General features: G+C 60.7%; 22 protein-coding genes. 13 read left to right on the forward strand and 9 right to left on the reverse strand.

Going from position 1 to position 23,503, the window contains the following annotated elements; translation table 11 throughout:
• Positions 1 to 27: 27 nt before the first annotated feature.
• On the reverse strand, positions 28 to 972 hold the full coding sequence (locus GPK94_RS14715) for an NAD(P)-dependent oxidoreductase (RefSeq protein ID WP_215656153.1): 945 nt from the start codon (positions 970 to 972) through the stop codon (positions 28 to 30).
• A gap of 411 nt (positions 973 to 1,383) precedes the next feature.
• Here GPK94_RS14715 and GPK94_RS14720 point away from each other — a divergent pair, with 411 nt between their 5' ends.
• The 6 genes from GPK94_RS14720 (at position 1,384) to GPK94_RS14745 (ending at position 5,782) form a co-directional block, all read left to right on the forward strand.
• Entirely contained in the window at positions 1,384 to 1,620 is a 237-nt protein-coding gene (locus GPK94_RS14720) for a hypothetical protein (RefSeq protein WP_215656154.1), read from the forward strand.
• An 88-nt stretch (positions 1,621 to 1,708) separates the two neighbouring features.
• The gene (vanR, locus tag GPK94_RS14725; protein WP_186963128.1) at positions 1,709 to 2,398 is read left to right on the forward strand and encodes a VanR-ABDEGLN family response regulator transcription factor; all 690 of its coding nucleotides are present in this window, start codon (positions 1,709 to 1,711) and stop codon (positions 2,396 to 2,398) included.
• A gap of 119 nt (positions 2,399 to 2,517) precedes the next feature.
• Entirely contained in the window at positions 2,518 to 2,748 is a 231-nt protein-coding gene (locus GPK94_RS14730) for a hypothetical protein (protein ID WP_215656155.1), read from the forward strand.
• A 191-nt stretch (positions 2,749 to 2,939) separates the two neighbouring features.
• The gene (gene murE / locus GPK94_RS14735) at positions 2,940 to 4,460 is read left to right on the forward strand and encodes a UDP-N-acetylmuramyl-tripeptide synthetase (protein WP_215656156.1); all 1,521 of its coding nucleotides are present in this window, start codon (positions 2,940 to 2,942) and stop codon (positions 4,458 to 4,460) included.
• On the forward strand, positions 4,447 to 5,286 hold the full coding sequence (locus GPK94_RS14740) for a QueG-associated DUF1730 domain-containing protein (RefSeq protein WP_215656157.1): 840 nt from the start codon (positions 4,447 to 4,449) through the stop codon (positions 5,284 to 5,286). The genes murE and GPK94_RS14740 overlap by 14 nt, the downstream gene beginning before the upstream one ends.
• Positions 5,287 to 5,353: 67 nt before the next feature.
• On the forward strand, positions 5,354 to 5,782 hold the full coding sequence (locus GPK94_RS14745) for a CBS domain-containing protein (protein WP_101692379.1): 429 nt from the start codon (positions 5,354 to 5,356) through the stop codon (positions 5,780 to 5,782).
• Positions 5,783 to 5,794: 12 nt separating this feature from the next.
• On the opposite strand, the gene GPK94_RS14750 is transcribed toward GPK94_RS14745, so the two are convergent.
• Complete coding sequence (locus GPK94_RS14750; protein ID WP_346728044.1) at positions 5,795 to 6,820, reverse strand: M42 family metallopeptidase; 1,026 nt, start codon at positions 6,818 to 6,820, stop codon at positions 5,795 to 5,797.
• A gap of 100 nt (positions 6,821 to 6,920) precedes the next feature.
• Here GPK94_RS14750 and ybaK point away from each other — a divergent pair, with 100 nt between their 5' ends.
• Positions 6,921 to 7,397, forward strand: coding sequence for a Cys-tRNA(Pro) deacylase (ybaK, locus tag GPK94_RS14755; protein WP_101692381.1), 477 nt, complete (start codon positions 6,921 to 6,923; stop codon positions 7,395 to 7,397).
• 145 nt (positions 7,398 to 7,542) lie between these two features.
• On the forward strand, positions 7,543 to 9,699 hold the full coding sequence (locus tag GPK94_RS14760) for a YcdB/YcdC domain-containing protein (RefSeq protein ID WP_215656158.1): 2,157 nt from the start codon (positions 7,543 to 7,545) through the stop codon (positions 9,697 to 9,699).
• A 79-nt stretch (positions 9,700 to 9,778) separates the two neighbouring features.
• Here GPK94_RS14760 and GPK94_RS14765 read toward each other — a convergent pair whose 3' ends face one another.
• Complete coding sequence (locus tag GPK94_RS14765) at positions 9,779 to 10,723, reverse strand: putative ABC transporter permease (RefSeq protein WP_101692383.1); 945 nt, start codon at positions 10,721 to 10,723, stop codon at positions 9,779 to 9,781.
• Between the two features lie 171 nt (positions 10,724 to 10,894).
• On the opposite strand from GPK94_RS14765, the gene GPK94_RS14770 reads away from it, so the two are divergent.
• From GPK94_RS14770 to GPK94_RS14780, 3 genes are all read left to right on the forward strand, one after another.
• Positions 10,895 to 11,689: a DUF4358 domain-containing protein gene (locus GPK94_RS14770; RefSeq protein WP_101692384.1), complete on the forward strand. Its 795-nt coding sequence runs from the start codon at positions 10,895 to 10,897 to the stop codon at positions 11,687 to 11,689.
• A gap of 146 nt (positions 11,690 to 11,835) precedes the next feature.
• Complete coding sequence (locus tag GPK94_RS14775; RefSeq protein ID WP_101692385.1) at positions 11,836 to 12,321, forward strand: MarR family transcriptional regulator; 486 nt, start codon at positions 11,836 to 11,838, stop codon at positions 12,319 to 12,321.
• The gene (locus GPK94_RS14780; RefSeq protein ID WP_193535854.1) at positions 12,302 to 13,684 is read left to right on the forward strand and encodes an MATE family efflux transporter; all 1,383 of its coding nucleotides are present in this window, start codon (positions 12,302 to 12,304) and stop codon (positions 13,682 to 13,684) included. Before GPK94_RS14775 ends, GPK94_RS14780 begins: the two co-directional genes overlap by 20 nt.
• 62 nt (positions 13,685 to 13,746) lie before the next feature.
• Here GPK94_RS14780 and GPK94_RS14785 read toward each other — a convergent pair whose 3' ends face one another.
• Together GPK94_RS14785 and GPK94_RS14790 are read right to left on the reverse strand one after the other, a co-directional pair.
• Entirely contained in the window at positions 13,747 to 15,531 is a 1,785-nt protein-coding gene (locus tag GPK94_RS14785) for an ABC-F family ATP-binding cassette domain-containing protein (protein WP_215656159.1), read from the reverse strand.
• Between the two features lie 83 nt (positions 15,532 to 15,614).
• Positions 15,615 to 16,475, reverse strand: coding sequence for a LysR family transcriptional regulator (locus tag GPK94_RS14790; protein WP_215656160.1), 861 nt, complete (start codon positions 16,473 to 16,475; stop codon positions 15,615 to 15,617).
• Between the two features lie 109 nt (positions 16,476 to 16,584).
• Between GPK94_RS14790 and GPK94_RS14795 the strand changes: the two genes are divergently transcribed.
• A complete protein-coding gene (locus tag GPK94_RS14795) occupies positions 16,585 to 17,616 on the forward strand; it encodes a YeiH family protein (protein ID WP_193535850.1) in 1,032 nt (343 codons plus the stop codon).
• Positions 17,617 to 17,672: 56 nt separating this feature from the next.
• On the opposite strand, the gene GPK94_RS14800 is transcribed toward GPK94_RS14795, so the two are convergent.
• Positions 17,673 to 18,062 (reverse strand): hypothetical protein, encoded by a 390-nt coding sequence (locus tag GPK94_RS14800; RefSeq protein WP_101692390.1) that lies wholly within the window; start codon positions 18,060 to 18,062, stop codon positions 17,673 to 17,675.
• A gap of 191 nt (positions 18,063 to 18,253) precedes the next feature.
• Here GPK94_RS14800 and GPK94_RS14805 point away from each other — a divergent pair, with 191 nt between their 5' ends.
• Entirely contained in the window at positions 18,254 to 18,739 is a 486-nt protein-coding gene (locus tag GPK94_RS14805) for a deaminase (RefSeq protein ID WP_101692391.1), read from the forward strand.
• 58 nt (positions 18,740 to 18,797) lie between these two features.
• Here GPK94_RS14805 and GPK94_RS14810 read toward each other — a convergent pair whose 3' ends face one another.
• From GPK94_RS14810 to GPK94_RS14820, 3 genes are all read right to left on the reverse strand, one after another.
• On the reverse strand, positions 18,798 to 20,135 hold the full coding sequence (locus GPK94_RS14810) for a nucleobase:cation symporter-2 family protein (protein WP_193535848.1): 1,338 nt from the start codon (positions 20,133 to 20,135) through the stop codon (positions 18,798 to 18,800).
• A 207-nt stretch (positions 20,136 to 20,342) separates the two neighbouring features.
• Positions 20,343 to 21,683, reverse strand: coding sequence for a solute carrier family 23 protein (locus GPK94_RS14815; RefSeq protein WP_186963140.1), 1,341 nt, complete (start codon positions 21,681 to 21,683; stop codon positions 20,343 to 20,345).
• Between the two features lie 138 nt (positions 21,684 to 21,821).
• A complete protein-coding gene (locus GPK94_RS14820; RefSeq protein ID WP_215656161.1) occupies positions 21,822 to 23,231 on the reverse strand; it encodes a solute carrier family 23 protein in 1,410 nt (469 codons plus the stop codon).
• Positions 23,232 to 23,503: the final 272 nt, after the last annotated feature.

Consider the following 23,503-nt stretch of genomic DNA (forward strand, 5'->3'; position numbering starts at 1 on the left):
CGAGCCGCGCCGGTCCATTTGATTTTCTCAGCAGACCACATGAATGGGGCTGCCGGCCAGCCAGGCCCGCAGGTTTTCACAGACCAGGGCGGCCCGCTTCTCCATGGACTGCCCGGTGGCAAAGGCCACATGGGGCGTGGCCAGCACATGTCTGGCGCGCAGGAGGGGATGATCCTCGGGTACCGGCGGCTCCATCTCAAACACATCGATGCCCGCGCCGGCAATGCGTCCCTCGTTCAGGGCGTCGGCCAGGGCCTGGGAGTCCACCACGCTTCCCCGGGCGGTATTGATCAGCAGCGCGTTGGATTTCATCCGCCCGATGCGCTCGGCGTCCATCAGTCCTTTTGTCTCCTCTGTAGCCGGGACGTGGAGGGAGACGATGTCGCACTCGGACAGCAGGGTATCCAGATCCACCTGCTTGACCCCCGGCAGTGTCTTGGGGGAGCGGTTGTAGCCGTATACCTCACAGCCAAAGGCGTTTGCGATGGCGGCCACCCGGCTGCCGATGGCACCCAGGCCGACCACGCCGAACTTCTTTCCCTCCAACTCAAAGCCCACCAGTCCGTTCTTGGTCCCGCCCCGGCGGACCACCTCGTCACAGGCGCCCAGGTTCCGGCCCAGCGCGATTACCATACCGAACACCAGGTCCGCCACGGCCGCCGTCGAGTAGCCGGCACAGTTGGACACGGTGATCCCCCGCTCCCGGCAATAGGCGAGATCCACATGGTCCACACCGGTAAAGGCCACATTGATGTATTTCAGGTTGGGGCAGTGCTCCATGACCTCCCTGCGGTACGGAAAATTGGACAGGATCACCGCGTCGGCCTCTCTGGACCGCTCGATCAGGGTGGGCACGTCCTCCGCACGGGTATCATAGGCCACGACCTCCATCCGGCCGTCCACCGCTTTCTCTACCATGTCCAGCAGCTTTTCCTGCTCAATCCCCAGAGGTTCCAACACCATCAGCTTCATCGCATATCGCTCCTTCCGCCCCATATTAACTCGGTCGTTCTGTTGTCTGCCGGTTGGCCCGGCGGGGTCCATTATAGGCCTTTTTTTCTTCCCCCGCAAGCGGCAGGGCTTCCGCCCATTACGCCGCGTCAGACAGCTCCTCCCGCGCCTCCTGCTCACTGTCCGCCGAGAAGCAGAATCGCCCGGCATGGTCATATACCTCCACATGTCCGCAGACCCATCGAAATTCGTAATACATCAGGAGACGCCCCTTTCTGTTCTGAGAAGTTGTCTTTAGCATACGCCTCCTACAGTCCATTAAACCGGACTCTGACACGCATGTTCCGGTTTTAGACTTTTTTAATCCTTTCTTTACCGCCCTTTCAGGCTTGCGCGGTATACTGGACACAACCTGAGAAAGGAGCGATAGCGATGTTGACACTCACACTATGTACGGCGGTCCTCTTTCTTCTGGCCCTGATCGGTCTGGTCCTTGTGGCGGTAGGCCTGCCCTTTGCGGTCCTCTTTTTTGCGCTGCTTCCCCTGGCGCTGCTGCCGGTGGGGGCGGTCATGCTGCTTTTGGGCCTGCTCCGCACACCCCGGCAGGCAGAACGGATCCTGCCCGGGCTGGTGGTATTTCTTTTGGGTCTGGCTCTGCTCTACCATTAACTTTTTCTTACGTTTCCCCCCACTTCTTGACTTGTGTCCCGGCAGACGGGTATAATGTCGGTACGATTTCTGAGAAGGGGGAGTGCCCATGGAAACCCATATTCTGGTGGTGGACGACGAGCCGGAGATCGCCGATCTGGTGGAGGTCTATCTCCAGAGCGAGGGCTTTACCATCCACAAATGCGGCAGCGGCACCGCCGCGCTGGAGGTGGTGCGCTCCGTCCCCCTGGATCTGGCTATTCTGGACGTGATGCTCCCCGATATCTCCGGCTTTACCCTTTGCAGCGAGATCCGCAAGGAACACCATTTCCCCGTGCTCATGCTCACGGCCAAGGTGGAGGACTCGGACAAGATCACCGGGCTGACCATCGGCGCGGACGACTACATCACCAAGCCCTTTAACCCCCTGGAGCTCATCGCCCGGGTCAAGGCCCAGCTCCGGCGCTATACCCGTTACAACGAGACCGACAAGAGCGCCGGGGAGGTCATCGACTTCAACGGTCTGGTCATCAACCGCTCCACCCATGAGTGCTGGCTCTACGACCAGCCTCTGGTGCTCACCCCCATCGAGTTTGACATCCTCTGGATGCTCTGCGAGAACCGGGGACAGGTCATCTCAGCGGAAAAGCTCTTTGAGTCGGTCTGGAAAGAGAAATATCTGGACCGGAACAACACGGTCATGGTCCACATCCGCCGCCTCCGAGAGAAGATGGGGGAGCCCTCCCGCAATCCCCGCTTTATCAAGACGGTGTGGGGCGTGGGCTACAAAATCGACTGATACAACAGGCGGAGCTAGGCCAAGCCGCCATAGAATGCGGCGACCCCGGGCAGTCTGCCCTGGGGCCGCCGATTACTATTTTTCCGTCCCGAAAGGTTATGAAGGAGGATCAAATACAAATGAACAGCAGCTCAAAATCTCAAAAAGGTATGACTACAATCACTGGCTATATCAATAAAAATGAGCAGCAGAACCTGGGGAAAACTGATCTGGACGGCACCGATTTTGCTCAAAAGCTTTATCTCATGCGCTGTCTGCGCTGCGGACATACATACAAGGCAAACGGCAGCGATATTCACCTAAAAAAGTGTCCAAACTGCCAGGGTGGCGCCGATACAGGCCATTGCTGAGGACTCAGGGAAGCGCGGCATTCCGTGAGAGGACCGTCTTCCACGGTCTGTCCCTCTCGGGGGCAATGCGGAGCTCGACCCCTTCCATCCCACTGAGCACAACAGGCGGAGCCGGGACGGCTTCGCCTTTTCTTTTGCCGGTGGGTATGCTAAGATATACAGATACCGAATCTACACGGGTGGTGACCGATATGCAACGACCCCGCCTTCCGCTGGGCGATTACTATCAGCTTCTTCTTCAGCACGGCCTGCTGGCCGGCGACGCGCCTCTTCCCACCGTTCTGGAGCGCACGGTGGAACTGGTCTCCTGCGACTCCCAAAAGGTGATTCCAGGCACCCTCTTTCTCTGCAAGGGCGCGGCTTTCAAGGGACAATATCTGGCCGACGCCATACAGCGCGGGGCCTTTGCCTATGTGAGCGAGCGCCCCTATGAGGAGGGGGGAGACGTCCCCTGTATTCTGGTCCGGGACATCCGTACTGCCATGGGCCTGCTGGCCGACCACTCCCACGGCCATCCCTCCGGCCGCCTTACCATCACCGGGATTACCGGTACCAAGGGCAAGACCACCACGGCCTACTATATCAAATCCATTGTGGACGCCTGGCGGACCGGGCAGGGCTTGCGGGAGAGTGCCATCCTCTCCACCATCGTCACCGACGACGGGCTGGAGCGCCGCCCCGCCAAGCTCACCACTCCGGAGCCTCTGGATCTCCAGCGGCACCTCCTCAACGCGGTGACCGCCGGGAGCGAGTATGTGACCATGGAGTTCTCCAGCCAGGCCCTCAAATACGGCCGGGTCATCGGAGTGGATCTGGCCTGCGCGGTGTTCCTCAACATCGGCGAGGACCACATCTCCCCGGTGGAGCACCCCGACTGGGCGGACTATTTTGCCTCCAAGCTCCTCATCTTCCGGCAGGCCCGTACCGCCTGCGTCAATCTGGACTGTGACCACGCTGCGGATGTGCAGGAGGCCGCCTCGGTCTGTCAGCGGGTGGTGACCTTCTCCCAGCGCTCCGCTGACGCCGACGTCTATGCCAGCGACGTGCGCAAGGTTGGCCACACCATCCGCTTCCATGTGCGCACCCCCCGGTATGAGGAGGAGCTCACCCTGGGCATGCCCGGCCTCTTCAATGTGGAGAACGCTCTGGCCGCCGTGGCGGTGGCCGAGGCCTACGACATCCCCATGGAGGCGGTGGAGCAGGGCCTCCGCCAGGCCGCCGTGCCCGGCCGGATGGAGCACTATGTCTCGGCAGACGGGCAGGTCTCGGTCATCGTGGACTATGCCCACAACGGCATGAGTCTGGAGTACCTCCTCCGCTCCGCCCGGACCGAGTATCCGGGGCGGGAGCTCACCGTCCTCTTCGGCTGCACCGGCGGCAAGGGGATCGACCGCCGGGAGGGCATGGGGACGGCCGCCGGGGCCTTGGCCGACCGTATCCTGCTCACGGAGGATGATCCCGGGCCGGAGGAGGTCACCGACATCTGCGCCGACATCCAGCGCTATCTCACCCCCTTCGGCAAGGTGGGAGAGGTCATCCCCGACCGGGAGGAGGCCATCTCCCGGGCCATCCTGAACTGCCATACTCCGGCGGTGGTGGTCCTGGCCGGAAAGGGCTGCGAGCACCTGCAAAAGCGGCGCAACGGTCCGGAGCCCTGCGTCCCGGACGGCCTGCTGGCCCAGCAGGTGCTGGACCGCTATGACCGGGGCTGAGCTGAGCGCCGCCTTTGCGGCGGCCGGTGCGGCGGGCTGGGGCCATGTGGCCTATGAGCGGCTGCTCCCCGCCATGAGCCGGGAGGCGCGGGACCGGGCAGAAAACCTGTGTCCCGGCGCTCAAAGCGTTCTGGTGGCCGCTTTCCCGTACTACGCCGGGCGGACGCCGGGCAATCTCTCCCTCTACGCCCGGGGGCGGGATTACCACCTGGTGATCACCGAGGCACTGACCACAATTTGTCATATGCTGGAGGAAAAATACGAATCGTATCGTTTTGTGCCCGGTGCGGACAACTCCCCCCTCCCGGAGCGGGAGGCCGCCCGCCTGGCTGGGCTGGGTATGATCGGGCAGCACGGCCTGGTGATCCTGCCGCCCTACGGCAGCTGGATCTTCCTGGGCACCATCCTCACCGATCTGGACCTTGCCCTCCCGCCCGCTTTGCCCAGCGGGGGGTGTATGGCGTGCGGCAAATGCCTCTCTGCCTGTCCCGGCGGCGCGCTGCGGGGAGATTCCTTTGATCCGGAGCGCTGTCTCTCCCACCTCACCCAGAAAAAGGGAGAGCTTCCGCCGGAACAGGAAGCCCTGGTAGCCGCCCACCCGCTCATCTGGGGGTGCGACGTATGCCAGCTGGTCTGTCCCCACAACGCCGGAGCCGTGGAGACCCCGCTCGCTCCCTTCCGGGAGGATCGGCTCGATTCTCTCACCAGCGAGGCGGTGGAAGGCCTCACCAACCGGCAGTTCCGGGAGGCCTACGGAGAACGGGCCTTTGCCTGGCGGGGCCCGGCCGTCCTGCGGCGCAATTTAGCCCTGCAAAAAAAGAAGTGACAAACGCATAACCGCCGCCTGTTCTGGCGATACTCAGGTATCAAACACCAGAAAAGGCGGCGGTTTTATGTTGGTACGTGATTTGATGAATCCCCATGTGGTCTCCATCACCCCCGTGGAGAGCGCGGCCCTGGCGGCCCGGCTGCTCTCCCGGTATGATCTGGGGGCCCTGCCGGTGTGTCAGAACGACGGACGGCTCAAGGGCATGGTGACCGACCGGGACCTGGTCCTCCGGTGCCTGGCCCCCGGCGAGAATCCGGAGCGCCTGCCAGTGGGGGACATCATGACCCGCTCCTGCGCCTGGGTCAGTCCCAATGCCGACGTGCGGGAGGCCGCCTCGGTCATGGCAGCGGCCCAGGTGCGGCGGCTGCCGGTGGTGGAGGACCGCCGGGTGGTGGGCATGGTCTCCCTGGGCGACCTGGCCCGCAGCCGCACCTGCGATATGGAGGCGGGGGCGGCTCTGGCCAACATCTCCCAGGGCGTGCGCCGGGTATAGGGGTGCGGGCCGTTACTGGCAGTCCAGGTAGCGCTCCACCAGGGCCATGGTTCCCAGCATGGCCTCCAGATGGGTGCGCTCCATGCCGTGGGAGGCCTGCACTCCGGGACCGATCAGGGCGGCAGGGGCATCCAGGCCGGACTTCCAGGCCACCGCCACATCGGAGGAGTAGTGGGGGTAGACGTCCAGCACGGCGGGAATGCCGTTCTCTTTGGCCAGAGAGACCAGGCGGCTCACCATCCCGTAATCAAAGGGACCGGAGCTGTCGGCGGCACAGATGGAGACATGGTACTCGTCGCAGTTCAGGTCGGCCCCCACACAGCCCATATCCACGGCCAGCAGCTCCTCCAGATCGGGGGAGAAGGTGGCCCCGCCGTGGCCCAGCTCCTCATAGACGGTAAAGGTCACCTCCACATTGCAGCGGGGGCGCTTGCCGCTCTCCTTCATCCAGCGCAGCAGGGTGAGCAGGATGGACACGCTCCCCTTGTCGTCAATGAAGCGGGATTTGAGGAAGCCGCTGTCGGTAAAGACCGTCTTGGGATCGTAGCAGATATAGTCCCCCACCTCGATGCCCAGGGCGCGTACATCCTCGGCAGAGTGCACCTTCTCATCCACCCGGACGTACATATTCTGCTCGTCCTGGGGCCGGGTGCGGGCGTCGTCAAAGACGTGGGCCGCCGGGGAGAGGGAGAGAATAGTACCGGTGTAGATCCGCCCGTCCCGGGTGTAGATCTTGCAGTACTCCCCGTGGAGAGAGGGAAGCACCGCGCCCCCCACCTTGGTGAACATCAGCTCTCCGGCGGGGGTAATGGCGCGCACCATCAGGCCCAGGGTGTCCACATGGGCGCAGATCCCGACGGTACGGGTCTGGTCCCGGCCCTCCACCAGGATGGTGAGGTTTCCCTTCTTGCTCCGGCGGGTCTCATATCCCATGGCCCGGGCCATCTGCTCGGCGGTCTCTACCGCCCGGGCGGTGAACCCGGTGGGGCTGTCCACCCCCAGGATGGCATGGGCGGTCTCCTTCAGACAGGGGATCATATGCTGAAAATCCATTTGAAACGTCTCCTTGCTTGTGGTATGGTAAAAAGCAGTTCCAGCATACCCCTATTCCAACGAAAAAGCAAGGAAGCGATCCATCATGGCAGAAGAAAAGACCAATGTCATGCGCCTTCTGGACCAGAAGAAGGTGCCCTATACCCCGCACCACTATGCCTCTCCCGACGGCGCGGTGGACGGCGTCACCGTGGCCGGGCTCATCGGCCGCGCCCCGGAACAGGTATTCAAGACCCTGGTGACCTGCGCCCCCTCCGGCGCCCACTATGTCTTTGTGGTCCCCGTCCTCCGGGAGCTGGATCTCAAGGCCGCGGCCAAGGCGGTGGGGGAGAAGTCCATCGCCATGCTCCGGCAAGCGGAGCTTCTCCCGCTTACGGGCTATGTGCACGGCGGCTGCTCTCCCCTGGGGATGAAAAAGCAGTTTCGCACCGTGCTGGATGCGAGCGCCCAAAGCCTGGAAACCATGGTGGTGAGCGCCGGGAAGATCGGCGCGCAGGTGGAGCTCCCGCCCGCGGAGCTGGCCCGGCTGGCCCGGGCCCAGTTCGCCCCCGTGGCAAAATAGCATACCCCCGCCTGAAGTCCCGGACCTGTCGTCCGGGACTTTTTCATAATTTGGAACTCTTTGGGTTTCTTTTCGTCTATCTCTATGATAGCATGGAGGTGAAAACCCCTGCAAAAACGGCAGACAACGGAAAAAGGAGGTACTTATGAAAAAGCTGCTCTCTCTGCTGCTCTGTGCCGCACTGCTGACCGGAGCTGCCCTGCCCGCGCTGGCGGCGGAGGACTCTGCCGATGCCCAGCTGGCCCGGGTGACCCAGGCCGTCAAGTCCACACTGGATCTGGACACGGAATGCTACACATCCTTCCACGGGGAACGGCAGGAACAGACCCTCGCCACCCTCTGGTCCCTCTACTGGGAGGGGGAGGAGGGCTCTCTCGCCGTCAGCGCCCTGGAGGACGGCACCATTGTGGAGTACCGGCTGGACACCCCGGAAGCAGAGCCTCTCTCCCAGAATTCCCTGCCCGCCTTTCCCGCTGGAGATCCGGCAGAGGCCCGAGCCTCCGCCCAGGCCTTCCTGGACCGGGTGCTGGACCCCACGTCAGAGTCGGTCACGCTGGAGGAACCGGCCGCCCCGGACCGGTTGGACAGCGATTCCTACCGCTTTTCCGGCTCGGTCCTCCTCCACGACCTGCCTTCTCCGCTGCACTACTCTCTGACCGTCCGGGCGGAGGACAGTACGGTCACCCGCTTCTACCGGGATGTGCCTGAGACCCTCTTCCTGGGCAATGTGCCCTCTCCCGTCTCCCGGACCGATCTGGACAAAGCAACCCAGGCCCTCCATGATACCCTGGAACTGCGTCTGGAATATGTGCGCCTCCAGGAAGAGGACTCCGCCGCTACACTGGTCTACCTGCCCGAGTCCAGCCACCGCTTCTACGTAGACGCCCAGACCGGCCGGCTCACCGATCTCACGGAGCTGGAGCGGGATATGTCTACCGCCGGCGGGGGCAGCAACGGCGAGGCCGCCGCCCCGGAGGCCGCTCCGGACAAGGGGCTCTCCGAGGCCGAACAGGAGGGCATCCGCAAGCTGGAGGGGGTTCTCTCCTCCGACGCGCTGGACCAGAAGCTGCGCTCTGTTCCCGCCTATGGTCTGGATCGCTATGAGTTGGTCTCCGCCGTCTTTTCCCTGGAGGAAGCACCGGAGAACCCGGAAAAGCCCGCGGTCCGCTGTGTCCTCCGGTACAGCCGCTCTGCCGACGCGGGCGTCTACTCCCGCACCTTTGTGGTCGACGCCCGTACCGGCGCGGTGCAGTCTCTCTTCTCCTCCCGCCCCTGGGCGGAAGAGCCCAGCCCCGCCCTCTCTCAGGAACAGGCCCTCCGCCGGGCCGAGGCCTTCCTGGCCGAGTTCTGCGGGGAGCAGGCCGATCATCTGGCCCTCTACCAGCCGGAGGAGGCCGGGGAGGAGGCACAAGCTGTCTACTCCTTCCAGTTTGCCCGTCAGGAAAATGGATACTTCTTCCCGGAACACTTCTACTCCCTGGAGATCGACGGGGAGGACGGCTCGGTGTGCGGCCTGTCCTTCCGCTATGACGAGGCGGTCACCTTCCCGCTTCCCGAGGATCTCTGCACGATGGAGGAGGCCCTGGCCATCTGGGCGGAGACCTATCCGGTGACCCTGGGCTATCTGCTGGTGCCCCAGACGCTGGATCCGTCTGACCCCGCCGCCCTGCGCCTGTCCCAGATGGGGTGGACCTCCTACTACACCCTGCGCCTGGGCTATACCATGGACCAGGAGGAGGCCTATCAGGGTGTCCATGCCGGGACCGGCGAGCTCATCCGCTTCGACTACACCAGTTCGAGCGACACCCTCACCTATGACGATCTGGAGGGCCACTGGGCCCGCGCCAGCATTGAGCGTCTGGCCCAGTACCGAGTGGGGTACGAGGGCGGTTCCTTCCGCCCGTCCCAGACTCTGACCCAGTGGGATCTGGTCTGTCTCCTGTTCAGTCTCCGCTATCGTCCCCTGGACCCGGCAAATGCCACCCCGGAAGAGCGAGACACCGCCTATTCCGCCGCCTACGAGCTGGGATTCCTCACCCGGGAACAGCGCTCCGAGGAAGCTATCCTCACCCGCGCCGACCTCATCCGCTGTCTGCTGGACGGCGCCGGATACGGTCCCGTGGCCCGTCTGGAGGGGATCTTCACCTGCTCCTATCCCGACCGCGCCGCCATCCCTGCCGCCGATCTGGGCTATGCCGCCCTGGCCCAGGGCCTGGGTCTGGTGAGCGGCCCCTGGTCCGGGAACCGAAATGCCACCCGGGGCGAGGCTGCCGCCCTTCTCTGCCGCCTGATGGAGCGTTGATCTCACAAAATGACACAGCAAATGCGCCCGGCCCCTCGTCTGCGGGACCGGGCACATTTTATAAGTACGTATATTTCTCCTATGTATCCTCTTCGTCCTTTTTCCGCATGCCGCGGGCCCGTCTGCGCAGCTCCTCCAGCGCGGCGGCATACCGGGTGGAGGTCATATGGGGGAAGGCCCGCAGCAGACGCCGCTGGCCAAAGCCATAGGTGGAGAGCAGTTCCTCGTTGGCGGCCTTGAGCTCGGCCAGCGCGGCCTCCCGCCGTTTGAGAGCGGCCTCCCGGGCGATACGCCGGGCGGTCTGCTCCGCCTCCCGGGCCGCCAGACGCTCCGTGAGGTCCTCCCGAAGATCGGCGCCCCGCTCGGCCAGGTCATCCCGCAGGTCGTTCAGGTCCTCTTTCAGGTCGGCTCCCCGCTCGGAGAGGGAGAGGGTGGCATCCGCCAGGTTCTCGCCCAGCTCGTTGGAGGCCGCCTTGATCCGGGCCGCCATCTCCTCCAGCTGACGCAGACGCTTGTTCAGGCCGATCATGGAGGCCACCGTGGCGGACAGATCCACCGCCGTCAACACAAGGAACAGCACCAGAAGCACCAGCCCCACCGGACGGGGGATGTGCCGCACCATCCCCATCACCGCCGGGTGGATCATATCCATGATGATCAGGCAGGCAAAGCCCCACAGCAGAGAGAAAAGGGGGCAGATATAGCCGTTGAGATTAAAGGGTTGGTCGGAGTAATCCCACCACTTTTGATGAAAGAGCTTTTCCAGCACAAACCCGGTCACCCACTCCAGCGCGCTGCACAGCACCACCGAGCAGAGGAAGAGCAGCAAGAAGCGCTCCCGCACCGGGGCCAGCAGGGAGGTCACCAACACCACGCCAAAGCCGTAGATCGGGCAGAGGGGGCCGTTGAGAAATCCGCGGTTGACAAATTTCCCGGTCCGCAGGGCCGCATAGCACACCTCACTGCACCACCCCAGAAAGGCGTACACAAAAAAATACCATAGAATCGGATAAATTTCCCGCATCACAATCTCCTTCTTTTGACTGGGGGACTGGCCCCCTGCTTTCAAAACCTGATAAAATTATTTTAACATATTTCTGCAGCGAACAGGGAACTTTTTTGTCCCGTCCCCGTCTAACTCTGCGACCAACTTTTCCGGCCCCTCTGCCGGAGGACACAAAGGAGATATAACGGTATGAAACAGCTCGGCACATTTGCTCTGGCCGCCGCCCTGACTGGCAGCCTTCTCACTCCCGCCCTGGCCGCAGGCTATGCGACCTCCATCACGGTCAACGGTACCGCGCTGGACACCTCCGCGCTTCCTGAGGCCCAGGGGCTTCCGCTCCGGCTGGTGGCTGAGGCCGATCACGGCTCCGCCTCCTGGTTCGCCGAGGAAAACTCCAGCTCCTTCTATTTCAGCAAGCACCGGGTGGAGGTCTCCTTCCAGGACGGCTCCATCACCGTGGACGACAACCTGGTGGAGGATGCCGTGGCGCAGGTCGTGGACGGTGTGACCTTTGTCCCCACCACCGTGCTGGACGGTCTGGACGGCATCACGCTGGAGGAGACCGAGGCCGGTGTGAGCATCACCACCCCCAACAACTCCCCCCTGGTCAAGCTGGCCTATGAAGTGGCCGACGCCGGCGGGGTTGGCTACGGCATGGCCGTAGACGCCGAGAGCCTGGACACCTATGGCATCCACAGCGACAGCTTCACGGAGGCGGCCGGCTTCTTCCCCATGATCACCTCTCCCGACACCATCATCATCGGCAAGTTGGCCGAGGGTAAGGAGGAGCAGGCCAAGGCGGATCTGGAGGCCTATCGCCAGCAGCAGGAGGACACCTTCTCCTGGTATCTCTCCCAGAACCTCCCCAAGGTGCAGGACGCCCGCACAGTGGTGAAGGACGGCTATTTCCTCTTTGTAATCGCCGAGAACGCCGATGAGGCTGTGGCCGCCTTTGAGAGCGGACTGGCTGGCCTGGAGGGCTGATTCTCTCCAATTCCCTTTGCAGACTCTATCCTGCAACCTCCCACGCAGCTGCGTGGGAGGTTTTTTTGCCTACTATTTGCTTGCGCAAGCAAATAGTTTTTGCTATAATAAGCCTGCCAAAACAGGGAGAAGGGGGGTGAACCGGGATGAAACTGATCAAATGGCTCTCAATTTCCGACCGGCACACCAAGATGTACCTGGACCGCTCGCTGGCTCCGCTGGGGTTAAACAGCAGCCAGCATATGTACGTCGTGAAAATCTGCGAGATGCCGGGGGTCACACAAGATCAATTCATGCACTTTTTTTATGTCCACCCCAGCAATGTGACCCGGGCTCTTTCCGCGTTGGAAAAGGCCGGCTTTCTCCGGCGGGAGTCCAACCCGGAAGATAAGCGCACCTGCCGGCTCTTTCCCACCCAGCGGGCCCTGGATGCCCGCCCCCAGATCCTCTCTCTGGTGCGCCAGTGGCAGGAGCAGGTCATGGAGCCCTTTTCCCCGGAGGAGCGGGAGATCTTTCTGACCCTCCTCCAGCGCGTGGGGGAGCGGTCCGTCTCCCTCGCCGGGGCCGACTATGCCCTGGCCCCCATCAGTCTGATCGGAAAGGAAGAGGAATATGGAGAATCATCTCAGTAATCCACTGGGGTATGAGCCGCTGCCCAAACTGCTGCGCAGCTTCGCCGTCCCCAGTGTCATCGCCATGCTGGTCAGCTCTCTGTACAACATTGTGGACCAGATCTTCATTGGGCAGGGTGTGGGCTATCTGGGCAATGCGGCCACCAATGTGGCCTATCCCCTGACCACCATCTGTCTGGCCATCGCCCTGCTTATCGGCATCGGAAGTGCCTCCCGCTTTTCTCTCTCCCTGGGCGCAGGGGAGCCGGAACAGGCCGCCCGGGTGGTGGGCAACGCCATCGCCATGATGGCGGTCCTAGGTATCCTCTATGCGCTGCTGGTAGAGCTCTTTCTGCACCCGCTTCTCCTGGCCTTCGGTGCCACGCCCGATGTCATGCCCTATGCCATCGAGTACACCCGGATCACGGCTCTGGGCATGCCCCTGCTCATCGTGACCAATGCCATGAGCAACCTGGCCCGGGCCGACGGCAGTCCCAAATACTCCATGACCTGTATGCTGGTGGGCGCGGTTATCAACACGATCCTGGACCCTATCTTCATTTTCGTGTTTCACCAGGGGGTGGCCGGCGCTGCCCTGGCCACGGTCATTGGTCAGTTCTTCTCCTTCCTGTTGGCTGTGCGCTATGCCTTCCGCTTCCAGCACATTAACCTGCGGCGGGAACACCTGCGCCTGAGCCTGAGCGAGAGCCTTCAGACCGCTTCTCTCGGCATGAGCAGCAGCCTCAACCAGGTGGCAATCACCTTTGTACAGATCGTCATCAACAACTCTCTGACCCACTACGGCGCCAGCTCGATCTATGGCACCGACATCCCCCTGGCCGCCTGCGGCATTGTGATGAAGACCAACGCCATCCTGCTGGCTGTCGTCATCGGGATCTCCCAGGGCTCCCAGCCCATCATTGGATTCAACTACGGCGCCAAGCAGTACGACCGGGTCCGTGGAATCTATCGCCTGGCCATTGGATGCAATCTGGTGGTCTCCCTGGTCGGCTTCCTTCTCTTCCAGTTCTGTCCCCGTCAGATCATCTCTATCTTTGGCAGCGGCAATGCGCTCTATTTTGAGTTTGCCGTCCGGTTTATGCGTATTTTCCTCTTTATGGTGCTGGTCAACGGGGTACAGATGCTCTCCTCCAGCTTCTTCTCGGCCATTGGAAAGCCGGTCAAGGGCCTGGTCCTCTCCATGACCCGGCAGGTCCTTTTCCTGATTCCGCTGCTGCTCCTTCTGCCCATCCTGATGGGCGGGATCGACGGCATTCTCTTTGCCGGACCGGTGGCCGACACAATGGCTTTTCTCACCACGGTATGTCTGGTCTCCCGGGAGATGAAGCGCATCCGGGGACTGGAAGCCCAGAATGCCGGATAAATTGCTCCAACTGTAATAAAAATGCGGGCAGCCTCTTCAGGCTGCCCGCGTTTTTTTGTGCCCTACTGGGCGGCGATGCGCTCGGCCAGATCGTTGAGATAGACCCAGCGCTCCATCTTTTCCTCCAGCGCGCTCTCCAGCTGACTCTGCTCCTCCTGGAGCCGCTGCAGGGCCACATAGTCGCTGCCGCATGCGCTCTGCTGGGCCTGATTGTCGGCCAGCTGCTCTTCCAGCGCTGCGATGTCTGCATCGATAGTCTCGTACTCCCGCTGCTCCTTGTAGCTGAACTTCAGCTTCTTGGGCGCGGAGGGCCGGGACTCTTCCTTTTTGGGGGCCGGTTTCTCGGCCTTCTTTTCTGCCCGGCGCCGCTCGGCCAGGGCCGCCAGATAGTCGGTGTAGCCTCCGGCATAGGGGGTGACCCGGCCGTCCCCCTCCACCACGAAGATGCGGCGGGCCACCTTGTCCAGGAAATAGCGGTCGTGGGAGACCGCCACCACCGCCCCCGGGAAGGTCTCCAGATAGTCCTCCAGAATGGTGAGGGTCTCAATGTCCAGGTCGTTGGTGGGCTCGTCCAGCAGCAGGATGTTGGGAGCGGAGGCCAGAATAGAGAGGAGGAAGAGCCGCCGCTTCTCCCCGCCGGAGAGCTTATCGATGGGGCTCCACTGGACGTCGGCGGAGAAGAGAAACTGCTCCAGCAGCTGGCTGGCCGTGATGACGCCGTCCACCGTCTCAATGCGCTCCCCGATCTCCTTCACATAGTCGATGACCCGGGTCTCGCCGTCCATGGGCGGGTTTTCCTGGGAAAAGTAGCCGATCTTTACCGTCTCACCCACGATGACCTCCCCCTGGTCAGGCGAGAGGCGCCCGGCGATCAGATTGAGCAGGGTGGACTTACCGCTGCCGTTGACCCCCACAATGCCGATCCGGTCATCCCGCAGGAGCATGCAGTCAAAGTCCCGCAGCACCTGCCGCCCCTCAAAGGACTTGGAGACTCCCCGGAGCTCCACCGTCTTTTTCCCCAGACGGCTGGCCACGGAGGAGAGCTCCAGCCCGGCGCGCTCGGTGGGGCCGCTCTGATTTTTCAGGGCCTCGTAGCGCTCCAGACGCTCCCGGCTCTTGGTGCCCCGGGCGGTAGGGCCCTGCATGACCCACTGGTACTCCCGCCGGAGGATGGACTGCCGCTTGCGCTCACTGGCCCGGGCCGACTCCTCCCGCTCCGCCTTCCGGCGGAGGAAGTCCTCATAGCTGCCCTCGTAGAAGTAGAGCTTTCCCCCGTCCACCTCGGCCATGCGGTTGGTGACCCGCTCCAGGAAGTAGCGGTCATGGGTGATCATCACCAGCCCGCCGGCAAAGCGCTGGAGCCACTCCTCCAGCCAAGTGACCATTTCGCTGTCCAGGTGGTTGGTGGGCTCGTCCAGGATGAGCACGTCACAGGGCCGGGCCAGAGCGGCCGCCAGGGCCACCCGCTTGCGCTGCCCGCCCGAGAGCTCCTCCACCCGCTGCTCAAAGCGGGTGATCCCCAACCGGGTCAGGATGGTCTTGGCCTCGTACTCCGCCAGGGCACGGGCATCGGTGGAGAGGCCCAGCAGCACCTGCTCCAGCACCGTGGTCCCCGGGGCAAACTCCGGATTCTGGGGGAGATACTCCAGGCGCACATTGGGGAAGCGGGTGACACAACCGGTCTCAGGCTCCTCCGCCCCGGCCAGAATGCGCAGCAGGGTGGACTTGCCCGCGCCGTTGACGCCGATGACGCCCACACGCTCCCCGGGCTCCAGATAGAAGGACACCCGGTCCAGCAGGACCCGGGTCCCATAGGTCTTCGTAATGGATTCTGCGGATAACAGCATACAAACGCTCCTTTGCTCGGTGCATCACAAAAGATCACACCAGTATACACGAACGGGAGAAAAAAGACAACCGCTCCGGGGCCTTACGCCATCCAGTCCTCCCACTCCCCGGCAAAGAGATTGTCCCGCAACCAGACAAAGTGGAAGGCCCCGCTCAGGGCCTGCCCGGCCAGATCAAAGCGGGCCAGCTTGCCGGCGGCCAGCTCCCGCTCCACCACCGGGGCATAGAGGAAGGAGACCCCCAAATTTTCCACCACAAGGGACTTGATGGTGGAAAAGTCGCTGATCTCCACCACGCTGGAAAAGCTGCGCAGGGTACAGTGGTTCTGCCGCAGGGCAGCCTCCAAAATGGCCCGAGTACCCGACCCCGCCTCCCGGACCAGGAGGCGCTCGCCCAGGACCTCCGCTAAGGGGACCGTCCGCCCCGCCAGGGGATGCTCGGGCGCACACACGCCGAAAAAGGACTCTCTCCGGTAGAGGCGCACGGCATACCGCTCCCGGTCAAAAAAGCCCTCCACCAGCGCGAAGTCCAGCCGTCCCTCCTCCAGCGCCCGCAGCAGAGCACGGGTATTCTCCACCGTCAGGGAGACCGTCCCCTCCGGATGGCGGCGCAGAAAGCGGCTGATGAGCGGGGCAATGACAAACTCTCCGATGGTCTTGGTGGCCCCCACCCGCAGGATCCGGGGCGCGGGAACGGCCATGGCCTGCTCCATCTTCCGGCTGTTGTAGGCCAGGGAACGGGCCATCTCCCGCAGGCGCACGCCCGCCTCCGTGAGGCGCAGGGTCTTTCCCTCATAGGAGAAGAGTCGGCAGCCGTAGTGCTCCTCCAGCGCACGGATCTGATGGGTGACCGCCGGCTGGGTCACGCACAGCCGCTGGGCCGCCCGGGTATAGTGCATGGTCTCGCACAGGACCAGGAAGGTATGGAGTTTGGGATCCAGCATACAATCACCCATTACAGAAAATTATGGAAAGATAAAAAATCATCATTTTATTTTATCGTCAGGCCGTACTATAATCAAGGGGAAAACGAAAACAAAGGGGCGTTCTGATATGAACTTTGTCAAACAGAAAGGACCTGGCCTGCTGCTCTGTCTGGTTATCGCGCTGCCCTCCTGGTGGCTGGGCAAGCTTTTCCCGGTCATTGGCGGACCGGTCTTCGCCATTCTCTGCGGCATGATTATCACTCTGCTGCTGACCGATAAGACCCGGTTCCAGCCGGGCATCGCCTACACCTCCAAAAAGATCCTGCAATATGCGGTCATCCTGCTGGGCTTTGGCCTCAATCTCTCGGAGATCGCCAAGGTAGGGGCAAAATCCCTGCCCATCATCTGCTCCACCATCGCCACCTCCCTCATTATCTCCTTTGTGCTCTATAAGCTGCTGAAGATGCCCGCCAACATTTCCACCCTGGTTGGGGTAGGCTCCTCCATCTGCGGCGGCTCCGCCATCGCGGCCACCGCTCCGGTCATCGGAGCCGACGATGAGGAGATCGCCCAGGCCATCTCGGTAATCTTCCTCTTCAACGTACTGGCCGCCCTGCTCTTTCCCACCTTTGGCGGGGCCATTGGCCTGAGCAACGAGGGCTTCGGCCTCTTTGCGGGGACCGCCATCAACGACACCTCCTCGGTCACCGCTGCCGCGTCCACCTGGGATACCCTCCACGGCACCAACGGCGCGGTGCTGGAGTACGCCACCATCGTCAAGCTCACCCGCACCCTGGCTATCATCCCCATCACGCTGGCCCTCGCCTTCTGGCGGACCTGGCAGGTCAAGCGGGGCAGCAACACCTCCAGCGGCACCTTTGATCTGAAGAAGATTTTCCCCTTCTTCATCCTCTTCTTTGTGCTGGCCTCGGTCATTACGACTCTCTCTACCTCCTGCGGTGTGCCCTCCGCCTTCTTCCAGCCCTTCAAGGAGCTGTCCAAGTTCTTCATCATCCTGGCCATGGCCGCCATCGGTCTGAACACCAACATCGTCAAGCTGGTGCGCACCGGCGGCAAGCCCATCTTCATGGGCGTGTGCTGCTGGGCCGGTATCACGGGCGTGAGCCTGGGCATGCAGCATCTGCTGGGCCTGCTGTAATCCCAAACATAAGACAAGGCGCGTCCCCGATCGGGGACGCGCCTTACAGCGTTCACTCAGCTTTTTTCCTCAAAGCTCACGCCGCAGTTGCGGCAATTGACTGTGATCTTTCCTTTTCCTCTGGGGACCCGCAGATATTGTCCGCAATTGGGGCACTTGAAATAGCGGTGTTCCTTATCCCGCGAGATGGTCCGGCGCATTTTACACCAACGGATGGCCGGTCCAGCCAGGGTAAGAAAGCGGGCGTTTTCCGCCCGGCGCTTGGCATACTGCCGGGAGAAGATGCGGTAAAAGGACCAGAACAGCACCGCAAGTGCCAGCCAGGACAAGAGCTCCAGATGGGGCAGTCCGGACAGAACTACCAGGAGCACATAGACCGCCAGAAGAAACCAGGAGAGTTGATCGCCGCCATATCGCCCATACATGAATCTCCGAAGCCAGTTCATATGTGCGGTCGTCTCCTTTGCTGTGAAGTATGGGGACGCAGATGCGTCCCCGAATTATTTTCTGTTCTAATGATACTGCCTGACCCCCCAATCGTCAAGAAATCAAACGTAAACAATATGTGAATTGTGCTTGCGTGGGGCGGACAAAACCGCTATACTAAAAAAAATAGATCCCTCGGGAGGGAATTATCATGGCACGTATTGACAAAGAAAACTATTACCTGGACATTGCGGAGACTGTACTGGAGCGCTCCACCTGTTTACGCCGCTGTTACGGCGCCATCATCGTCAAAAATGATGAGATTGTCTCCACCGGGTACAACGGCGCCCCCCGTGGACGGCGCAACTGCGGCGATCTGGGCTACTGCACCCGCGAGGCCATGAATATCCCCTCGGGCGAGCGGTATGAGCTGTGCCGCTCGGTCCACGCGGAGGCCAATGCCATCATTTCTGCCGCCCGCAGCCAGTCCATCGGCGCCACGCTCTATTTGGCCGGCCGGGACGCCAAGACGGGAGAACTGCTCTCCGATGCCACCTCCTGCTCCATGTGCCGGCGCCTCATCATCAACGCCGGGATCGACCGGGTGGTGATCCGCCGCACGAAAGAGGACTACTCCGTGGTCCACGTGGAGGACTGGATCCGGGAAGACGATTCTCTTCCCAGCTCTGTAAAGTGACAGATCAGAAAGGCGCGCACCTGATAAAACAGGTGCGCGCCTTTTTTCATGCAGACAATTATACGCTCTTGCTCTCCTGCACCGGAGCATCCTTGGGAAGCGCCAGGTTGAGGATGATGGCCATGATGGCGGTGACTACCACGGGGCTGCTGCCGAATACGGTGGTGACCCACTGGGGGAAACCCTGGAGGCAGTCCTGCACCTGCGTGATACCCACGCCCAGTGCCACAGACAGACCGACTACCGTGCTGCTGCGCATGGTGAAGTTCTCAGAGGTGATCATGCGCATACCTGTCATGGTGATCATAGCAAATACAGACACCGTCGCGCCGCCGATGACGCTCTGGGGAATGGTGGTGAGCAGAGAGGAGAACTTGGGAACAAAACCCGCAATCGCCAGAATAATGGCGGCAAAGGCAAACACGGCCCGGTTGATGACCCGGTTGACCGTCACAATACCCACGTTCTGGCTGTAAGTGGCCGCAGGCAGGCCGCCGAACAGCGCGCCTACGATGCTGACGATACCCTGGGCAATGATGCCGCCCTGAAGCTCCTTGTCGGTGGGCATACGGTCCATACCACCCATGGTGGTGGAGGAGAGATCTCCGATGGTCTGCACCGCGTTGACCACATACACGATACCCAGGGAGATAATGGCGCTCACATTAAAGGAAATATCAAAGTGCAGAGGCATGGGGACCTGGAAGAAGCCCGCCTCACTTACCGCGTCAAAGCTCACCATGCCCAGGAAGAAGGCCAGCACATAGCCGACGATCATGCCCCAGAGAATGGCGCCCAGCTTGAGCACGCCCTTGGAGAAGTTGTTGAGGATGACCACCACCAGGAAGGTCACAATGGCCACCAGCCAATTCTTCATGGAACCAAAGCCCTCCGTGCCTGCGCCGCCGGCCATATACTTGATGGCCGTGGGGTACAGGGAAAGGCCAATGGTAAAGATGACCGTACCGGTCACCAGTGGTGGGAAAAAGACCCGGATCTGCTTGACAAAAATACCAAACAGGATGGCGATGATACCGCCAAAGATTTCCGCGCCCAAAATAGTGGGCAGATCAAATTGCCCGCCAATGGCCAGCAGTGTGGGGACATAGGCAAAGCTGATGCCCATAACCACCGGAAGGCGCGCGCCGATGCGCCCAAAAATGGGGAAAAGCTGGATCAGGGTCGCCAGCGCCGTCACCAGCAGAGAGACCTGGATCAACAGTGTTCGGTCCGATCCGGTAATGTTGCAGGTGTTGGCCACCAGAATGGCCGGGGTCACGATTCCTACTACCGCGGCCACCACATGCTGAAGTCCCAGAGGGACCAATTGACCTGGAGCAGGTATGCCCTCATATTGGAATACGGACGCCCGCCCCTCACGGGAAGTCTGCTTCATCCAAATCACCTCATTAATTTTTTTTAGTTTTCATAAAATATTTTCTTTAATAAAATGATACCCCCATTCTTTTTCATTTTCAAGAAAAATATGTCCGGCAGATCATCAAATTATCCCCAATCTTTTTGTGCAAAAAAACAATATATCGCCCTGGTCAATCCAACCAGAGCGATATATTGACGGATTTTGTCCAAACTCAAGATAAAATCACTTTGTCTCAGGGTCAGGGTCCTTCGGCAGGATCAGGTTCAGAATCACGGCTACCACCGCGGCCCCCACAGGTGCAAAGGAGCCAAACACATTCTGCACCCACATGGGGAAGAGCTCCAGGCAGCCAGGGGCCATGGTCACACCGATCCCCAGGGCCGCCGCCAGTCCCACGATGGTGCGATTGCGCATGGTGAAGGGGCCGGCAGAGACGATCATATTGACGCCAGTCATGGCAATGATGGAGAACACCGAAATGGTGGCGCCGCCCAGAACGGCGTTGGGAATGGTAGTGAGCACCGCCGAGAACTTGGGCACCAGTCCGGCTACACCCAGCACCACCGCTGCAAAGGCAAACACACTGCGGTTAATGACCTTATTCATGGTCACGATGCCCACGTTCTGGCTGTAAGAACAGGTACTCAGTCCTCCAAACAGAGCGCCGATCACCGAGGTGACACCCTGGGAGATGATACCTCCCTGAAGCTCCTGATCGGTGGGCATGCGCTCCATACCGCCCATGGTAGTCGAACTGATATCTCCAATGGTCTGGAGGGAGTTGGCAATGTAGAGGATGGCCATGGCCAGGATCGCGGAGCCGTTAAACTCCAGGCCAAAGGATTTTACCGGCGTTGCCACGGCAAACCATCCGGCGCCGCCCACGCTGCTAAAGTCCACCATTCCCAGGAGCAGGGCAAGAAGATAACCTCCCACCAGGCCCCACAGCACGGCGCCCAGCTTCAGAAAGCCCTTTCCAAAATTCTGGAAGGCCAGCACCAGTGCAAAGGTAAAAATGGCCACGCCCCAGTTCTTGGGGGAGCTGAAATCCGGGGTACCTGCGCCGCCCGCCATGTATTTGATGGCCACGGGATAGAGGTTCATGCCCACCGCCAGAATAACGGTACCCGTCACCAGAGGCGGGAAGAGCTTCCGGATGGGCTTGATGCACAGTCCAAAGAGGATCGCCACCACGCCTGCAATGATCTGGGCCCCCAGGATCTCCGGCAGGGTAAAGGTCTTGCTCATCAGCGTGGGGATGGTAAACCCTACGCCCATAATGACCGGCAGGCCGGAGCCGATGTATTTGGTAACGGGGAAGAGCATCAAAATGGTGGAAAACGCGGTCATCAGAAGGGCCATCTGCACCAGCAGGGTGGTGGTGGCATCATCCAGTCCGCAGTTCTTGGACACCATCAGGGCCGGTCCCACCGTGCTGACCACAGCTGCCACCACATGCTGCATGCCCATGGGCAGTATTTTGGGGAGGGATGCTTTTGCCTTCCACTGGAACAGTGGATCTGCTGCCGCCACCGGTTTTGAGACACCTTGTGCTTTACTCATACTTGGTTACCTCCTAATTCCTCTTCTTCTGTATCCAATGTACGGGAGGGGTAACGCGATTCATACATCAAATCATAATACTATTTTCAGCGCGCCGTACTATAACAAACCCAAATGTAATGGCTCGAATGGTTCTTTCTATTTGGCGGAGACTTCCTTCCTCTTTAGCGCCTCCATCTGCTTTTCCTCTCGCTCGCGCTGTTCCTGCTCGTCATCCAGATCTTCCTGGTTTTTGGGAAGGAGCAAATTCAGCGGGATGGCAATCAGTGCCGCGCCGACCGGTGCAAAGGATCCAAACACGGTATCAAACACCTCGGGCAGGCCGGACATACATCCGTCTACCTGGGTGATTCCGATGCTGACCGCTACCGACAGCCCCACGATGGTGGCCTTTCGGTTGGTAAAGCGACCGCTCCCGGTCACCATCCGTACGCCGGTCATGGTAATTACCGCAAACACCGAAATGACCGCGCCGCCCAGCACGCATTCCGGAACTGTGGTCAGTACAGAGGCAAATTTAGGCACCAGGCCGCAGAGCAGCAGTGCAAAGGCCGCAATGGCAAACACAACCCGGTTCACTACTTTGGTCACCGTTACGATGCCCACACATTCACTGTACGAGCAGGTGGGCATCCCGCCAAAAAGAGCACCCACAATGGCCCCGACACTCTGAGCCAGGATTCCGCCCGAGAGCTCCCGGTCGGTGGGCATCCGGTCAAAGCCGCCTACGGTCAGAGAGCTCATGTCCCCGATGGTCTGGAGCGAGTTTGCCACAAAGAGGATCGCCATGGAAATGCAGGCAGTGGTATTAAAGCTGACTCCAAATTGCATCGGCCGCGGGAGGGAGAACCATCCGGCCTCTCCGATGGCAGAAAAGTTAACCAGCGGCGCTACACCAATTTCCGTCAAAATAACAGCTAAAATATAGCCGGCAATCAGTCCCCAGAGAACGGCTCCCAGACGGATGATTCCCTTGCCCCAGTTGTCACAGATGACGACTACCAACAGGGTGAACAGGGTGACGATCCAGGCGGGCGCTGTTCCAAAATTATCCGTATAGCCACCGGCCATGTTCCGCATTGCAATGGGATACATGGACATACCAATGGTCATGACCACCGTGCCAGTCACAATGGTGGGGAAAAGCTTACGGATTGGTTTCAGGAAAACAGCAAACAGGGCTCCCGCGATTCCGCCTATGATCTGCGCCCCCATCATTTCTGCAAAGGTAAAGCGCTCAATCATCAATGTGGGAAGAATGAAACTGATACCCATCACCAGGGGCAGGCCGGAACCAAATCCCCGGACAATGGGAAACAACTGGAGCAGAATCGCCACAGCGGTCATCAATAGGGATACCTGGACCAGCATGATTTTCTGATCTGCCGCCATATTGGCCGTATTGGCCACCAGAAGTGCGGGGGAAACGGTACTCACGATCGCGACCACTACATGCTGAAAGCCCAGTGGTATCGCCTTGTCCATGGGCGGAATCCCGTTCAGCTGAAACAGGGTCGAGGGGGACGTCTGTCGGGTATGCTGCTGCATAATAACACCTCATTTATTTTTTAGACGCGGTGGCACCGCGTCGGGGATTTTTAAAATCGGCGTGGGGGGTCTCAGCCTCTCCTCCTCTTTCTATTTACTTTTTCATCCGATGTATCCCCATAATCATCAGATGACTATATCACTATAACACATTGCACAATTGTTCGCAAGAAAAAACCATTGCTCATTGTCAAAAATTCTAACCTTCCATTTTGTGGATAATCACAATGGTAGTACCAGATCAGCGCATAAAAAAAGAACCCATTCCCGAA

The sequence above is a fragment of the Pseudoflavonifractor sp. MCC625 genome (assembly GCF_018784545.1).
In the GTDB taxonomy this organism is placed as follows: Bacteria; Bacillota; Clostridia; order Oscillospirales; family Oscillospiraceae; genus Pseudoflavonifractor_A; species Pseudoflavonifractor_A gallinarum.

What these genes read in the sequence shown, in the direction of transcription:
- GPK94_RS14715 (WP_215656153.1), bottom strand. Translation starts at nt 972, where the DNA reads ATGAAGCTGATGGTGTTGGAACCTCTGGGGATTGAGCAGGAAAAGCTG.
- GPK94_RS14720 (WP_215656154.1), top strand. Translation starts at nt 1,384, where the DNA reads ATGTTGACACTCACACTATGTACGGCGGTCCTCTTTCTTCTGGCCCTG.
- vanR (WP_186963128.1), top strand. Translation starts at nt 1,709, where the DNA reads ATGGAAACCCATATTCTGGTGGTGGACGACGAGCCGGAGATCGCCGAT.
- GPK94_RS14730 (WP_215656155.1), top strand. Translation starts at nt 2,518, where the DNA reads ATGAACAGCAGCTCAAAATCTCAAAAAGGTATGACTACAATCACTGGC.
- murE (WP_215656156.1), top strand. Translation starts at nt 2,940, where the DNA reads ATGCAACGACCCCGCCTTCCGCTGGGCGATTACTATCAGCTTCTTCTT.
- GPK94_RS14740 (WP_215656157.1), top strand. Translation starts at nt 4,447, where the DNA reads ATGACCGGGGCTGAGCTGAGCGCCGCCTTTGCGGCGGCCGGTGCGGCG.
- GPK94_RS14745 (WP_101692379.1), top strand. Translation starts at nt 5,354, where the DNA reads ATGTTGGTACGTGATTTGATGAATCCCCATGTGGTCTCCATCACCCCC.
- GPK94_RS14750 (WP_346728044.1), bottom strand. Translation starts at nt 6,820, where the DNA reads ATGATCCCCTGTCTGAAGGAGACCGCCCATGCCATCCTGGGGGTGGAC.
- ybaK (WP_101692381.1), top strand. Translation starts at nt 6,921, where the DNA reads ATGGCAGAAGAAAAGACCAATGTCATGCGCCTTCTGGACCAGAAGAAG.
- GPK94_RS14760 (WP_215656158.1), top strand. Translation starts at nt 7,543, where the DNA reads ATGAAAAAGCTGCTCTCTCTGCTGCTCTGTGCCGCACTGCTGACCGGA.
- GPK94_RS14765 (WP_101692383.1), bottom strand. Translation starts at nt 10,723, where the DNA reads ATGCGGGAAATTTATCCGATTCTATGGTATTTTTTTGTGTACGCCTTT.
- GPK94_RS14770 (WP_101692384.1), top strand. Translation starts at nt 10,895, where the DNA reads ATGAAACAGCTCGGCACATTTGCTCTGGCCGCCGCCCTGACTGGCAGC.
- GPK94_RS14775 (WP_101692385.1), top strand. Translation starts at nt 11,836, where the DNA reads ATGAAACTGATCAAATGGCTCTCAATTTCCGACCGGCACACCAAGATG.
- GPK94_RS14780 (WP_193535854.1), top strand. Translation starts at nt 12,302, where the DNA reads ATGGAGAATCATCTCAGTAATCCACTGGGGTATGAGCCGCTGCCCAAA.
- GPK94_RS14785 (WP_215656159.1), bottom strand. Translation starts at nt 15,531, where the DNA reads ATGCTGTTATCCGCAGAATCCATTACGAAGACCTATGGGACCCGGGTC.
- GPK94_RS14790 (WP_215656160.1), bottom strand. Translation starts at nt 16,475, where the DNA reads ATGCTGGATCCCAAACTCCATACCTTCCTGGTCCTGTGCGAGACCATG.
- GPK94_RS14795 (WP_193535850.1), top strand. Translation starts at nt 16,585, where the DNA reads ATGAACTTTGTCAAACAGAAAGGACCTGGCCTGCTGCTCTGTCTGGTT.
- GPK94_RS14800 (WP_101692390.1), bottom strand. Translation starts at nt 18,062, where the DNA reads ATGAACTGGCTTCGGAGATTCATGTATGGGCGATATGGCGGCGATCAA.
- GPK94_RS14805 (WP_101692391.1), top strand. Translation starts at nt 18,254, where the DNA reads ATGGCACGTATTGACAAAGAAAACTATTACCTGGACATTGCGGAGACT.
- GPK94_RS14810 (WP_193535848.1), bottom strand. Translation starts at nt 20,135, where the DNA reads ATGAAGCAGACTTCCCGTGAGGGGCGGGCGTCCGTATTCCAATATGAG.
- GPK94_RS14815 (WP_186963140.1), bottom strand. Translation starts at nt 21,683, where the DNA reads ATGAGTAAAGCACAAGGTGTCTCAAAACCGGTGGCGGCAGCAGATCCA.
- GPK94_RS14820 (WP_215656161.1), bottom strand. Translation starts at nt 23,231, where the DNA reads ATGCAGCAGCATACCCGACAGACGTCCCCCTCGACCCTGTTTCAGCTG.